Consider the following 13,049-nt stretch of genomic DNA (forward strand, 5'->3'; position numbering starts at 1 on the left):
CTATGGAATTCACGACTCAACACTTTATCGCGCTAGCGCCGCTGTTGATTACCAGCGCCACGATCATCGTGGTGATGCTGGCGATTGCCTGGCGCCGCAACCACTCCCAGACTTTCCTGCTGTCGGTGGCGGGTCTGAACCTGGCACTGCTGTCGATCCTGCCGGCCCTGAAAGTCGCGCCCCTGGCTGTGACTCCGTTGCTGCAGATCGACTCGTTCGCCTGCCTGTACATGGCGCTGATCCTGGTCGCCACCCTCGCTTGTGTAACCCTCGCCCACGCCTACCTCGGCGATGGCGGCACGGGTTACCCGGGCAACCGTGAAGAGCTTTACCTGCTGATCCTGATGGCCGCTGCCGGTGGCCTGGTGTTGGTCAGCGCGCAGCACCTGGCCGGGTTGTTCGTCGGTCTGGAACTGCTCTCGGTACCGGTCTACGGTCTGGTGGCCTATGCCTTCTTCAACAAGCGTTCGCTGGAAGCCGGCATCAAGTACATGGTGCTGTCGGCGGCAGGTTCCGCGTTCCTGTTGTTCGGTATGGCCTTGCTCTACGCTGACTCCGGCTCCCTGAGCTTCGTCGGCATCGGTCAGGCTCTGGCGGCCACCGGCATGCCAAGCTCGCTGGCTCAATTGGGCCTGGGCATGATGCTGATCGGCCTGGCGTTCAAGCTGTCGCTGGTACCCTTCCACCTATGGACTCCGGACGTTTACGAGGGTGCTCCGGCGCCGGTCGCAGCGTTCCTGGCTACCGCTTCCAAAGTGGCTGTGTTCGCGGTGATGGTGCGACTGTTCCAGATCTCGCCAGTGGCGAGCAGCGGCGTGCTGAGCAACGTGCTGACCATCATCGCCATCGCGTCGATCCTGTTCGGTAACCTGCTGGCCCTGACCCAGAGCAACCTCAAGCGTCTGCTGGGTTACTCGTCCATCGCCCACTTCGGCTACCTGCTGATCGCCCTGGTGGCGAGCAAGGGTCTGGCCGTGGAAGCCATCGGCGTGTACCTGGTCACCTACGTGATCACCAGCCTCGGCGCTTTCGGTGTGATCACCCTGATGTCCTCGCCGTACAAAGGCCGTGACGCAGACGCCCTGTACGAATACCGCGGCCTGTTCTGGCGCCGTCCGTACCTGACCGCCGTACTGACCGTGATGATGCTGTCCCTGGCCGGTATCCCGCTGACCGCGGGCTTCATCGGCAAGTTCTACATCATCGCCACCGGTGTCGAATCGCACCAATGGTGGCTGGTCGGTTCGCTGGTACTGGGCAGCGCCATCGGCGTCTTCTACTACCTGCGCGTCATGGTCACCCTGTTCCTGATCGAGCCAAACCTGCGTCGCGTCGACGCACAGCTGCACTGGGAACAACGTGCGGGCGGCGTGATGCTGCTGGCCATCGCGGTACTGGCGTTCTTCCTCGGCCTGTATCCGCAACCGCTGCTGAACCTGGTTCAACAGTCGGGCCTGGCGGGTTGATCGCTTGAGCGACTCTCGGTAGTAAACAGAAACGGCACCTTCGGGTGCCGTTTTTGCGTTTGGGGGATTGCTCTCCCCTTTCTCGGAAAGTGCCTGCAAGGAGACCGGATGCAACTGACATACAACCGGCGCAGTTGCTTCTAAGCTAGTGGCCGGCTTTCAGGTGTAGACAATGAAGCGAAGTGTTATGTCTGAGTTGGTCGAGGGCTTTGAGTCCACGGCCAAAGAGCGTCAACAACACACGTCTGTGGCGAGGGACCTCGCTTCCGCTGGACTACGCAGAAGTCCCAATCCCGGTGAGGCCGGTGTGCTCGGAAAACAGCAGCAGACTGAAGTTTTTGGCGCCTACTTCTCCCGAGCGCTGACCGGACGGCGAGAGCAAACTCCCTCGCCACAGCTGTACGACCACTTCGGACGCTAGTGGATTGGCTGAAATAATGACGAATGGACAACACTGATCAATGAAGTCAAAAACAAATAGATGTAACAGCTGCCACGCGCCAAACAACACAGGAGCATCCAGAATCAAACACGGAAATTGCTATTCGTGTAGAAAAAAAGCGCACCCCATAATTACAAAAAAAGCACCACGCTGGCGATTAACTTTAATACTCAGCACGACTGCTTTCACTTTCACCTTGATCTCAGCTAAATCAATTTATAACCAGCACATAGCATTCCCCTATCTCATGAAGGGTAGCCCAGTAGTATGGTACGAATTCACTAAAATGGAAATGATCATCCCCATACTGATCCTGACTTTGTTATCAATAGGCTTGTTAGCAATATCTATAGCACACCACAAGAACCGACCTTACTCAAAAGTATACATGAGAACAATAATATACAGTCTTTGCACTGGCTGGTTTCTATATTTAATTTCTATGTTTTTTGGACATAGGACTATATAAGTATTGACTCTTGCTCATTGGAAAAATTTGACAAAATACCAATATCGCACAGTGATTCTCTTTTAAACGCAACTGGGAGCGCCTTCAATTACTTGTGGGATCGAGCCTGCTCGCGAAGGCGATAAAACAGCCGCCAATAAAACGGCACATTTCGGTGCCGTTCGCCTTTCACAGCCTCAGCCGTTTATGCGCCGCCTCCCACGATTTCAGCACTTCGGCGTAGCTCACGGTCTCCCCTTTGGGCTTCTCGTCCGCCAGTTTCGGCTTCGGCGCACCCGGCTGGTCAAACCAATACTGCGCATCCCGCTGACTAAGGGCATTTATCTAATTGCTCTAAATCTGTTCCGCTGCTAGAGCTTTTGTCGAGAGTTCCATCTGCTGCAATGTAGATATTGGTCGTCGGCCAGCTAGGATTTATCATTATACAATGACTTTTATTTGAGGCAGTCCAGTCAAGCCGCATAAAGAAATCACCATCGGAAAAAAGATGACCAGGTCCTCCTGTAGATTCGCCGGGAAAGATCTCCCCTCTAAAGATATCATTCTGAGTATTTAGAACAAATTCTAATTTACCACTTCCATCTTCTAAGAAATAGACTTTGACCCTCGGGACAGCGACATACCAGACAAGATATATCAGTAGCAATAGTGTTAGCAGTCTGCGCTTGAGATAAAAACGGCACCTTTTATCCGCATTTGTGGACACTTATACCTTTCCCCCAATCAGACGGATCACCCGCAAGCACTTCATCCATAATAGTCTTGGCGCTGACTCCACCGGTTGAATAAGTGATGAAGAGGTTGACGCCAATAGCAATGGACTTCCTGTCCGGTATGTCATCCCACGCCCTTAATCCCTCTATGTCCTCAGAGCGATGAGGTCCGGGCCTATTTTCCCAATCTTGAAGCTTACGTACCGTGTCGGAAATGATCTGCTCAGCACCTGCACCATCCAATAACACCTGTTCCGAAAAACCCGCAGCCATTCCTATATATCCGTAATGAATATTCGACCAAATATCGTAAAAATAGTCATACTTTCCCTGCTTGTGACGAACATCGCCCCCAAAATTAACTTTTATCTTCGGCTTATGATCCCAAGGCCGATTCTGCCCAACGCGCTCTGTCCACAGCGCAAACGCCTCGGCTCGCTTGACAAGGGCGATGCTGTGGAAGTTGGGTTGATGGCCGAGTCGCAGATAAAACGGGATTTCCATATATTTATTTGTTTCAGCCTCCGGGCTGTAGCTGTTCAGCTCCTTCATTTTCAGAACCGAAGGGTGCGTGATGTTGCGGTTCATCTCGTTGGCGATGTACCAAGCCAGTTCTTCCATTCGGTCCGGATGATTGCAGGAAGCTGGATCGACGAGAAAGGCCGTGGCCTTCGTTGCAGGTTTCGGATCAGCCACCTGCTGTCTCGATGCAAACCTGTTATCAGTTTGGGGCGCCAGTAAGCCGACGCCGCTGGTCGCACGCGGCGCGGGGCGTGTCTCGTTTTGATAGGTCGCAGTGAACACCGAAGGAATCAGTCGGGCTTTACAGGGGCAACCACTATGGCTATCCAGCGTGCCCGCCATGGCTTTGCCATGACTGATCATGTGCGAAATGCCACCGACGATTTTGTAAATCTTGCCGTCCTGGCCACAGGTGACTCGATCACCATCGCGAGCATGGGCAATGCCATACATCATGATCCGGGTATCGCCATCCAGGACTTTGCCACCACAGGAGGTTTTGTCATTCAAGCCGATGAAATGTCCTTCCTTCATTGGTTTGTTTCTCCATTGCTCTGCGCGATAGATGGCAAAAAATCCTCGGCCATTGGCACCCCTTCACGCATCACAAATACAGATCCGCTTTGCGGCGTATTGATGATCTCGTCACCATTGCTGAGCAAGCTGCCGACCAGCGCCACATCACTGTTGGCTTGCCCAGCGCCTGTGACGATCTGCGCCGTACTGCCATCGGCATACAGTACGTAATCGCCTTTGCGCGCGATGCGCACTGACCGACCATTTTCCAGTTCGAACTCATGCGGCACTGTCCCTCGCTGGATCACCCCACCCATTCGGGTTTGGCTCCCCTCCGTTGCGCATAGGTAGATGGCAATAGCGGGATGAGCGTCAATGTAAGCTTGCTGCTCACAAACAGCCGTCCGGCCTTGCTCATCGAATTGCGCAATTTGCTGCTCAGTGAAATGCGGGATGTCCAGACTGCGTAGATACTCTGGGGATACATCGTTGGTGTACAAGGGGTGCAAGGGGTGCAAGGGTGCATTCATTTCAAAATCCTTAGCTTTGGAAGGGTGTTCAAAAATAATGCGGCGGACGCTATCAGCGTCGCGACCCTCACGGCAGGGTCAAAAGAATGATTCAGAAGTTTCGCCAAATGAAAATATCCTTTTCCTACAACAGCCCTTCAATAGAGTTTTATGTAGAAAAGCGGGAGTTCGTTTTTGGTCCCGACACAAACAAAAACGGCACCTTCCGGTGCCGTTCGCCTTTCAAATTACACCCATTTTACTTACGCGCCGCCTCCCACGATTTCAGCAGTTCGCTGTAGCTCACGGTCTCGCCCTTAGGCTTCTCGTTCGCCAGTTTCGGCTTCGGTGCCCCCGGTTGGTCGAACCAGTATTGCGCATCGCGCTCGGGGTTCATTTTCGGGGCGCAGGTGGCTTGTGCCTTCGAGCGTTCCAGACGGGTCATGATTGCGTCCTGATCCTTGGCCAGGCCGTCCAGCGCCTCTTGCGGGGTTTTCTCGCCGCTGGCGGCTTCGGCAATGTGGCTCCACCACAACTGCGCGAGGCGAGGATAATCAGGCACGTTGGTCCCGGTCGGGGTCCATTGCACGCGGGCCGGGCTGCGGTAGAACTCCACCAGGCCACCGAGTTTAGGCGCCAGGTCGGTCATGGCTTGCGAGTTGATGTCCGATTCGCGGATCGGCGTCAGGCCGACGATGGTTTTCTTCAGCGACACGGTTTTCGAGGTCACGAACTGCGCGTACAGCCAGGCCGCGAGTTTCTGCTTCTCAGGCGTGGATTTCATGAACGTCCAGGAGCCGGCGTCCTGATAACCGAGTTTCATGCCCTCCTCCCAATATGGACCTTTCGGCGAAGGCGCCATGCGCCATTTCGGCGTGCCGTCGGCATTCATCACCGGCAAGCCCGGTTTGGTCATGTCGGCGGTAAACGCGGTGTACCAGAAGATCTGCTGGGCGATGTTGCCCTGGGACGGCACGGGACCTGATTCGGAGAAGGTCATGCCCGCCGCTTCCGGTGGCGCGTATTTTTTCATCCAGTCCACGTACTTGGTGGTCGCATACACTGCTGCCGGGCCGTTGGTATCGCCACCGCGGGTCACGCTGGAGCCGACCGGATGACAATCCTCGACGCGGATACCCCACTCGTCCACCGGCAAGCCGTTGGGTATGCCTTTATCGCCAGCGCCGGCCATGGAGAACCAGGCGTCGGTGAAACGCCAACCCAGCGACGGGTCTTTCTTGCCGTAGTCCATGTGCCCGTAGACGCGCTTGCCGTCGATTTCCTTGACGTCTTCGCTGAAGAACTTGGCGATGTCTTCATAGGCCGACCAGTTCACCGGTACGCCCAACTCGTAGCCGTACTTTTCCTTGAACTTGGCCTTCAGGTCCGCGCGCTCGAACCAGTCGGCGCGGAACCAGTACAGGTTGGCAAACTGCTGGTCGGGCAATTGATATATCTTGCCGTCCGGCGCGGTGGTGAAGGAGATGCCGATGAAGTCCTTGATATCGAGGGTCGGCGAGGTGAAGTTCTTGCCCTCGTTGGCCATCAGGTCAGTGATCGATTCGGTCTTGCCGTAGCGGAAGTGCGTACCGATCAGGTCCGAGTCGTTGACCCAGCCGTCATAGATGTTTTTGTCCGATTGCATCTGGGTCTGCAGCTTTTCCACCACGTCGCCTTCCTGCAGCAGGTCGTGAGTCAGCTTGATCCCGGTGATCTCGGTGAAGGCCTTGGCCAGCACCTTGGACTCATACTCGTGGGTGGCGATGGTTTCCGACACCACTTTGATGCTCATCCCGCGAAACGGCTCGGCCGCCTTGATGAACCACTTCAGCTCTTCGAGTTGCTGATCGGCCGTCAAGGTGGATGGCTTGAATTCACTGCCGATCCATTTCTTTGCGGCGTCTTCATAGGCATCGGCCCAGGCCGAAGCGCTCAAACCGCTGAGTGCCAGCATGGCTGCCAATGAAATGCTATGTCGCAGCTTATTGTTTTTGTCGAACATAGAGACCTCCTGTTTAAGTTTCGGAGCAACATTGCCGAGCGATTCGACTAGCCCCAACGCATCACAGCCAACAGCCACACCAGGGACATCGCGAACGCGACCCAGATGCTCCAGTCGGTGACGCCGATTACCAGCAAGTGCAGGTAGGCGCTGCCGAGAAGACCGATGAACAGCCGATCGCCACGGGTGGTGGCAATCGGCAAAAAACCACGCCGAAGGATGCTCGGCGAACGTAATTCCCAAGTGGTCATGACCACCAGGATCAAGGCGATCACGCTAAAGAATGCCGCCGTGGGGACGGTCCAGCTCATCCATTCCATCATCAGTTCCTCATACCCGGCCCAGGGCAAAGCCCTTGGCCACGTGGTTGCGAACAAACCAGATCACCAGCATCCCCGGCAGGATGGTCAACACCCCCGCCGCTGCCAGCACGCCCCAGTCGATACCGGATGCCGAGACGGTGCGGGTCATCACGGCTGCGATCGGTTTGGCGTTGACCGAGGTGAGGGTTCGCGCCAGCAGCAGTTCGACCCAGGAAAACATGAAGCAGAAGAACGCCGTGACACCGATGCCGGAGCCGATCAGCGGGATGAAAATCTTCACGAAGAACTTGGGAAAACTGTAGCCATCGATGTAGGCGGTTTCGTCGATTTCCTTGGGCACGCCGGACATGAAGCCTTCGAGAATCCACACCGCCAGCGGCACGTTGAACAGGCAGTGGGCCAGGGCCACGGCGATGTGGGTATCGAACAAGCCGATCGAGGAATACAGCTGGAAGAACGGCAGCAGGAACACCGCCGGCGGCGCCATGCGGTTGGTCAGCAGCCAGAAGAACAGGTGCTTGTCGCCGAGGAAGCGGTAGCGCGAAAACGCATAGGCCGCCGGCAGCGCCACACTCAGGGAAATCACCGTGTTCAGGCTCACGTAGTACAGCGAGTTGAGGTAACCGGTGTACCAGCTCGGGTCGGTGAAGATCACCTTGTAGTTGTGGAAGGTGAAATCCTGGGGGAACAGTGTCAGGCCGCCGAGGATTTCGCTGTTGCTCTTGAACGACATGTTCAGCAGCCAGTAGATCGGCACCAGCAGGAACAGGATGTAGAGCAGCAGTGGAACAAGCTTTCTCTTGCTCATGGCGGGCCTCAGCGGTTGGCGTCGGAGTGAGTCATGGCGGTGTAGAACAGCCAGGACACCAACAGGATGATCAGGAAGTACACCAGCGAGAATGCAGCAGCCGGCCCCAGGTCGAACTGCCCGATCGCCATTTGCGTCAGGGTCTGGCTCAAGAAGGTCGTGGAATTACCCGGACCGCCGCCCGTGAGCACGAACGGCTCGGTGTAGATCATGAAACTGTCCATGAAGCGCAGCATCACGGCGATCAGCAGCACACTCTTGAGCTTGGGCAACTGGATGTGCCGGAACACCGCCCAGGCCGAGGCCCGGTCGATCCGCGCCGCCTGGTAATACACATCCGGAATCGCCCGCAGGCCGGAGAAGCACAGCAGCGCCACCAGCGAGGTCCAGTGCCAGACGTCCATCACCAGCACGGTGACCCAGGCGTCCATGGTGTTCGCCGCATAGTTGTAGCTGATGCCCATGGCCTTGAGGCTCGCCCCCAGCAGACCGATGTCGGCGCGGCCGAAGATCTGCCAGATGGTGCCGACCACGTTCCACGGTATCAGCAACGGAATCGCCAGGATGATCAGCACCACCGACGACCAGCGCCCCTTGGTCGGCATGGTCAGGGCAATCGCAATCCCCAGGGGGATTTCGATCAGCAGCACGCAGGACGAGTAAATGAACTGGCGCAGCAACGAGTCGTGCAGGCGCGGATCGAGCAGCACCTGCCTGTACCAGTCGGCTCCGACGAAGTAGCGGCTGGACTGGTCGAAGATGTCCTGCACCGAATAGTTGACTACGGTCATCATCGGGATCACCGCACTGAACGCCACCAGCAGGAACACCGGCAGCACCAGCCACCAGGCCTTGTTGTTCTGCACCTTGTTCATGGCTGCGCCTCTTGGTTGGCATTGGCTTCGAGCAGGAATTCATCGGCGTAGACCATCAGCCACTGCGCCGGAAAGCTGATGTAGGCCGTGCCTTGCGGCACCGGCTTGTCTTCGGCCAGGCGCACTTTCAGGGGCGCGCCATCGAGGTCGAGGCTCATGATCTTGTAGGTGCCCAGGTCTTCGACGTGTACGACCTTTGCCCGCAGCGCGTCATCAAAGGCTTCGTCCCACACATGGACGAACTCCGGACGAATGCCGACCTTCAGGGTTTTCCACTCCGATTCAGCAATACGCTGCTGCATCGCCTCGGACAGCGGCAGGTGCGTCGAGGCGAAACCGACACCACCCGGTTGCGGCTGCACCTCGATCAGATTCATCCCGGGGCTGCCGATGAAGTAGCCGACAAAGGTGTGGCTCGGGCGCTCGAACAATTCCCTTGGCGTGCCGAACTGCACGATCTGTCCGCCGTACATCACCGCAATCTTGTCGGCGAAGGTCGAGGCCTCCAGTTGATCGTGGGTGACGTAGACCATGGTGATGTTGAACTGCTCGTGGATCTGCTTGAGCTTGCGCCGCAGTTTCCACTTCAGGTGCGGGTCGATCACCGTCAGCGGCTCGTCGAAGAGGATCGCCGACACGTCGTCGCGCACCAGCCCGCGACCCATGGAAACTTTCTGTTTTTCGTCGGCGGTGAGGTTGCGGGCCTTTTTGCTCAGCAGGTTCTGCAGGTCGAGGACTTCGGCGATTTCCTGCACCTTGCTATGGACCTTCGCCTCGGCCATGCCCTGATTGCGCAGCGGGAAGGCCAGGTTGTCGAACACCGTCATGGTGTCGTAGACCACCGGAAACTGGAAAACCTGGGCGATGTTGCGCTTTTCCGGGGTCAGGTTGTTGACCGCTTTGCCGTCGAACAGCACATGGCCCTGAGACGGGCTGAGCAGCCCGGAAATGATGTTGAGCAAGGTTGATTTGCCGCAGCCCGATGGACCAAGCAAGGCATAGGCGCCACCTTGCTCCCAGATGTGGTCCATCTCGCGGATCGCGTAGTCTTCCGGTCCCGCCGGGGTCTTGGTGTAGCTGTGGGCGAGGTTCTGCAAACGGATTTCGGCCATCAGGCAACCCTCGTGACACGTCGGCCCGGCGCCTGGACCAGCCGCCCCTGCGTATCGAACACAAACAGTTTATGGGTCGGGATGTAGATGCGGATCGGCGCATCGACGTCGTATTCGTGGACACCCGGCAAGTGCAGCACCAGCAGGAAATGCTCATTGCGCACGTGCAGAAAGGTTTCCGAGCCGCTGATTTCCGCGACTTCGACCGTCACCGCCAATTCGAGGTCATCGTCGTTGCTCGGCACCAGCGAGATATGGCTGGGCCGCACGCCGAAACGGAACTCGCCTTCGCCCACCGGGCGCAGATCGACGTTCAGCGGGAAGTGCACGAAGTTGGCGAAACTCACCTCGTTGCCGGCAATGCGTCCCGGCATCAAGTTGATCGGCGGCTCGGAGAACAGCTCCGCCGCCAGCACCGTTTGCGGCTGGTGATAGACCGAGGCGGACTGGCCACTCTGGATCACCCGGCCTTCGTGAAGAATGGTCGTGGTACCGCCCAGGGCCAGGGCTTCGTTGGGCTCGGTGGTGGCGTAGATCGCGATGGTGTGGCGCGCCTTGAACAGCTCGCGCATTTCCTGGCGCAGTTCTTCGCGCAACTTGTAGTCGAGGTTGACCAGAGGTTCGTCGAACAGGATCAGCTCGGCATCCTTGACCAGCGCCCGGGCCATGGCCGTGCGTTGTTGCTGACCGCCGGAAAGTTCCAGCGGATAGCGCTTGAGAAACTTCTCGATGCGCAGCATCTTCGCGGTTTCCAGCACCTTGTTCTGGATCACTTCGCTGGATGCACCGGCCTGACGCAGCGGCGAGGCGATGTTGTCGAACACCGTCATGGTCGGGTAGTTGATGAACTGCTGATAGACCATCGACACATTGCGCAAGCGCACGGGGCGTTGGGTGACGTCGACGCCGTTCATCAGGATGCGGCCGCTGTCGGGCTTGTCCAGACCGGCCATCAGGCGCATCAGGCTGGTCTTGCCGGACAAGGTACGCCCCAGCAAAACGTTGAAGGAACCGGGTTCAAAACTCAGGTTGGCATCGTCGATCCAGGTCTGGCCCTCGACGGTGCGGCTGACGTGCTCCAGGGTGAGTGACATGGCTCGGCCTTTTTATTATTGGAGTCAAGCGACCGGAGCTCTAAAGCGACATCCGTGCCAAAAATATCAAGCTGTTGATTCAGCTAGAAATTCCCGAACAAGACGGCAAAACCGCGTTCGTTGCTGAACACAAATGAACAATCTGAAATGAACAATTGAACAGTTCACCCATTGACAGTGAACAATAGTGAACAACACTCTATGGACTGTTCACGTCCTTCGTAGGAGCTGCCGAAGGCTGCGATCTTTTGATTTTGCTTTCAAAAGCAGGATCAAAAGATCGCAGCCTTCGGCAGCTCCTACCGGGATCGGCACTACCCCATAACAACAATAAAAGCTTGTTCAGAGATCGACTGCCATGGCCGCACCCGCATCGCCGTTGTCCCACGACGCCATCATCCAGGACTCCTGGTCCCGCTGCCGCGCGTTCGGCCTCAGTCACCAGAGCACGCCGGCATTCGACCAATTGCCAGCCGCGGGCATCGCGCAACTGCTGGAGAGCCAGCATTCACTGGTGCAAACCACCCATCAGGAAGTGCTGCCCTACTACGAGAACATCCTGAGCAACTCCAATTGCCTGATCATGCTCGCCGACCACCAGGGCCAGGTGCTCACGTCCTGGGGCACCCAGCGCTTTATCGAACCGAAACTGGCCCGGGGTTTCAGCGCCGGCGCCAGCTGGATGGAACGCTGCACCGGCACCAACGCCATCGGCACCGCCCTGGCCTGCGAACAAGCGGTGCACATCGAGCACGATGAACACTATCTCAAGGCCAACCGCTTCATGACCGGTTCCGCCGCGCCGATTTTCGATGCCGAACGCAAAGTCATCGCGGTGCTGGACGTGTCCAGCGACAGCTACCTGCCGCCCTCCCACACCCTGGGCATGGTCAAGATGATGAGCCAGACCGTGGAAAACCGGCTGATCCTCAACCTGTTCCATGGCCAGCATTTCCAGCTGACGTTCAACACCGGGCTGAACAACCTCGACAGTCAGTGGGCCGGGTTGCTGATATTCGATGAGACCGGACAGGTGCTGTCGGCCAATCGCCGGGCCGACAATCTGCTGGGCATCAGCCTGTCGCGGGTCAGTGTCGAAAGCCTGTTCAAGGTCTCGCTGCTGGAGTTGCTGAACCAGCCCGACGGCCTGCCCTTCGCCCTGCAAACCTCAGGGCGCAACCGCTTTCAGTGCCTGTTGAAGCGGCCGAAACAGGCATCAATTCAACCCCGAGTGTTCGCGGAGCCGGTTGTAGCTGCACCCGCGTCCATCAGCCTCAACTCTCTGCATTTCGGCGACAGTCGCGTGGAAAAAGCCGTGCGTCAGGCCGAGCGCTTGCTGGAAAAAGACATTCCCTTGCTGATCCACGGTGAAACCGGGGTCGGCAAGGAAGTGTTCGTCAAAGCCCTGCATCAGGCCAGCTCCCGCAGCAAACAAGCGTTCATCGCCGTCAACTGTGCAGCGATTCCCGCCGAACTGGTGGAATCCGAGTTGTTCGGATATGAGAAAGGCGCATTTACCGGCGCCAACCAGAAAGGCAGCATCGGGCTGATCCGCAAGGCTGACAAAGGCACGCTGTTCCTTGATGAGATCGGTGACATGCCGCTGCCGACCCAGGCGCGCCTGTTGCGGGTGTTGCAGGAGCGTTGCGTGCAGCCGGTGGGCAGCAGCGAGTTGTTTCCTGTGGACTTGCGCATCATTTCTGCGACCAATCGCTCGTTGCGCGAACAGGTACAACTGGGGCGGTTTCGTGAAGACCTGTATTACCGTATCGGCGGCCTGACCCTGGAACTGCCGCCGTTAAGAGAGCGCAGCGACAAAGAGGCACTGTTCAAACGCCTGTGGGAACAGCATCGCGAACCCAGCCAATGGGCTGGACTGAGCCGCGAAGTATTGGAACTGTTCGACCGCCACCCGTGGCCGGGGAATTTACGCCAGGTCAGCAGTGTGATGCAGGTAGCGCTGGCGATGGCCGAGGAACAACCGATAAGGCCAGAGCATTTACCGGATGATTTTTTTGTCGATTTGGAGATGGAGCCGGTCGATACGCCGGAACCGTTCGCCGTGGACCTGAATGATGCCGAGGATTTGAACCGGCAGTTGCAGGCGGCGGGGGGGAATATTTCGTATCTGGCCCGGCGGTTGGGGGTGAGCCGCAATACCCTTTACAAGCGGTTGCGGCAGTTGGAAGGTTGAAAGC

10 protein-coding genes are annotated in these 13,049 nt (G+C 57.3%); 2 read left to right on the forward strand and 8 right to left on the reverse strand.

Annotation, left to right across the window (positions count from 1 at the left end):
- Nucleotides 1-2 precede the first annotated feature (2 nt).
- Complete coding sequence (nuoN, locus tag AC3IP0_RS18535; protein ID WP_458371031.1) at nt 3-1,466, forward strand: NADH-quinone oxidoreductase subunit NuoN; 1,464 nt, start codon at nt 3-5, stop codon at nt 1,464-1,466.
- 1,597 nt (nt 1,467-3,063) lie between these two features.
- On the opposite strand, the gene AC3IP0_RS18540 is transcribed toward nuoN, so the two are convergent.
- The 8 genes from AC3IP0_RS18540 to AC3IP0_RS18575 form a co-directional block, all read right to left on the reverse strand.
- Nucleotides 3,064-4,146 carry a polymorphic toxin type 44 domain-containing protein gene (locus AC3IP0_RS18540; RefSeq protein ID WP_489316497.1) on the reverse strand — a complete coding sequence of 361 codons (1,083 nt, stop codon included), beginning with the start codon at nt 4,144-4,146 and terminating at the stop codon, nt 3,064-3,066.
- A complete protein-coding gene (locus tag AC3IP0_RS18545) occupies nt 4,143-4,658 on the reverse strand; it encodes a hypothetical protein (protein ID WP_489316498.1) in 516 nt (171 codons plus the stop codon). The genes AC3IP0_RS18540 and AC3IP0_RS18545 overlap by 4 nt, the downstream gene beginning before the upstream one ends.
- A gap of 238 nt (nt 4,659-4,896) precedes the next feature.
- Nucleotides 4,897-6,639, reverse strand: a complete 1,743-nt coding sequence (locus AC3IP0_RS18550; RefSeq protein WP_150758930.1) for an ABC transporter substrate-binding protein — start codon at nt 6,637-6,639, stop codon at nt 4,897-4,899.
- A gap of 47 nt (nt 6,640-6,686) precedes the next feature.
- Nucleotides 6,687-6,959 carry a DUF2160 domain-containing protein gene (locus tag AC3IP0_RS18555; protein WP_095943787.1) on the reverse strand — a complete coding sequence of 91 codons (273 nt, stop codon included), beginning with the start codon at nt 6,957-6,959 and terminating at the stop codon, nt 6,687-6,689.
- Nucleotides 6,960-6,969: 10 nt separating this feature from the next.
- Nucleotides 6,970-7,770: a carbohydrate ABC transporter permease gene (locus tag AC3IP0_RS18560; RefSeq protein ID WP_046037828.1), complete on the reverse strand. Its 801-nt coding sequence runs from the start codon at nt 7,768-7,770 to the stop codon at nt 6,970-6,972.
- Nucleotides 7,771-7,778: 8 nt separating this feature from the next.
- On the reverse strand, nt 7,779-8,645 hold the full coding sequence (locus tag AC3IP0_RS18565) for a carbohydrate ABC transporter permease (protein WP_489325576.1): 867 nt from the start codon (nt 8,643-8,645) through the stop codon (nt 7,779-7,781).
- Entirely contained in the window at nt 8,642-9,757 is a 1,116-nt protein-coding gene (locus AC3IP0_RS18570) for an ABC transporter ATP-binding protein (RefSeq protein ID WP_489325578.1), read from the reverse strand. The genes AC3IP0_RS18565 and AC3IP0_RS18570 overlap by 4 nt, the downstream gene beginning before the upstream one ends.
- Nucleotides 9,757-10,851, reverse strand: coding sequence for an ABC transporter ATP-binding protein (locus tag AC3IP0_RS18575; RefSeq protein ID WP_489316500.1), 1,095 nt, complete (start codon nt 10,849-10,851; stop codon nt 9,757-9,759). Before AC3IP0_RS18575 ends, AC3IP0_RS18570 begins: the two co-directional genes overlap by 1 nt.
- A 358-nt stretch (nt 10,852-11,209) precedes the next feature.
- Here AC3IP0_RS18575 and AC3IP0_RS18580 point away from each other — a divergent pair, with 358 nt between their 5' ends.
- A complete protein-coding gene (locus tag AC3IP0_RS18580; protein ID WP_489325580.1) occupies nt 11,210-13,045 on the forward strand; it encodes a sigma-54-dependent Fis family transcriptional regulator in 1,836 nt (611 codons plus the stop codon).
- Nucleotides 13,046-13,049: the final 4 nt, after the last annotated feature.

The organism is Pseudomonas sp. GL_103, assembly GCF_057835175.1.

Excerpts from the sequence above, each read along its gene's own strand:
- nuoN (WP_458371031.1), top strand. The coding sequence starts at position 3 with ATGGAATTCACGACTCAACACTTTATCGCGCTAGCGCCGCTGTTGATT.
- AC3IP0_RS18540 (WP_489316497.1), bottom strand. The coding sequence starts at position 4,146 with ATGAAGGAAGGACATTTCATCGGCTTGAATGACAAAACCTCCTGTGGT.
- AC3IP0_RS18545 (WP_489316498.1), bottom strand. The coding sequence starts at position 4,658 with ATGAATGCACCCTTGCACCCCTTGCACCCCTTGTACACCAACGATGTA.
- AC3IP0_RS18550 (WP_150758930.1), bottom strand. The coding sequence starts at position 6,639 with ATGTTCGACAAAAACAATAAGCTGCGACATAGCATTTCATTGGCAGCC.
- AC3IP0_RS18555 (WP_095943787.1), bottom strand. The coding sequence starts at position 6,959 with ATGGAATGGATGAGCTGGACCGTCCCCACGGCGGCATTCTTTAGCGTG.
- AC3IP0_RS18560 (WP_046037828.1), bottom strand. The coding sequence starts at position 7,770 with ATGAGCAAGAGAAAGCTTGTTCCACTGCTGCTCTACATCCTGTTCCTG.
- AC3IP0_RS18565 (WP_489325576.1), bottom strand. The coding sequence starts at position 8,645 with ATGAACAAGGTGCAGAACAACAAGGCCTGGTGGCTGGTGCTGCCGGTG.
- AC3IP0_RS18570 (WP_489325578.1), bottom strand. The coding sequence starts at position 9,757 with ATGGCCGAAATCCGTTTGCAGAACCTCGCCCACAGCTACACCAAGACC.
- AC3IP0_RS18575 (WP_489316500.1), bottom strand. The coding sequence starts at position 10,851 with ATGTCACTCACCCTGGAGCACGTCAGCCGCACCGTCGAGGGCCAGACC.
- AC3IP0_RS18580 (WP_489325580.1), top strand. The coding sequence starts at position 11,210 with ATGGCCGCACCCGCATCGCCGTTGTCCCACGACGCCATCATCCAGGAC.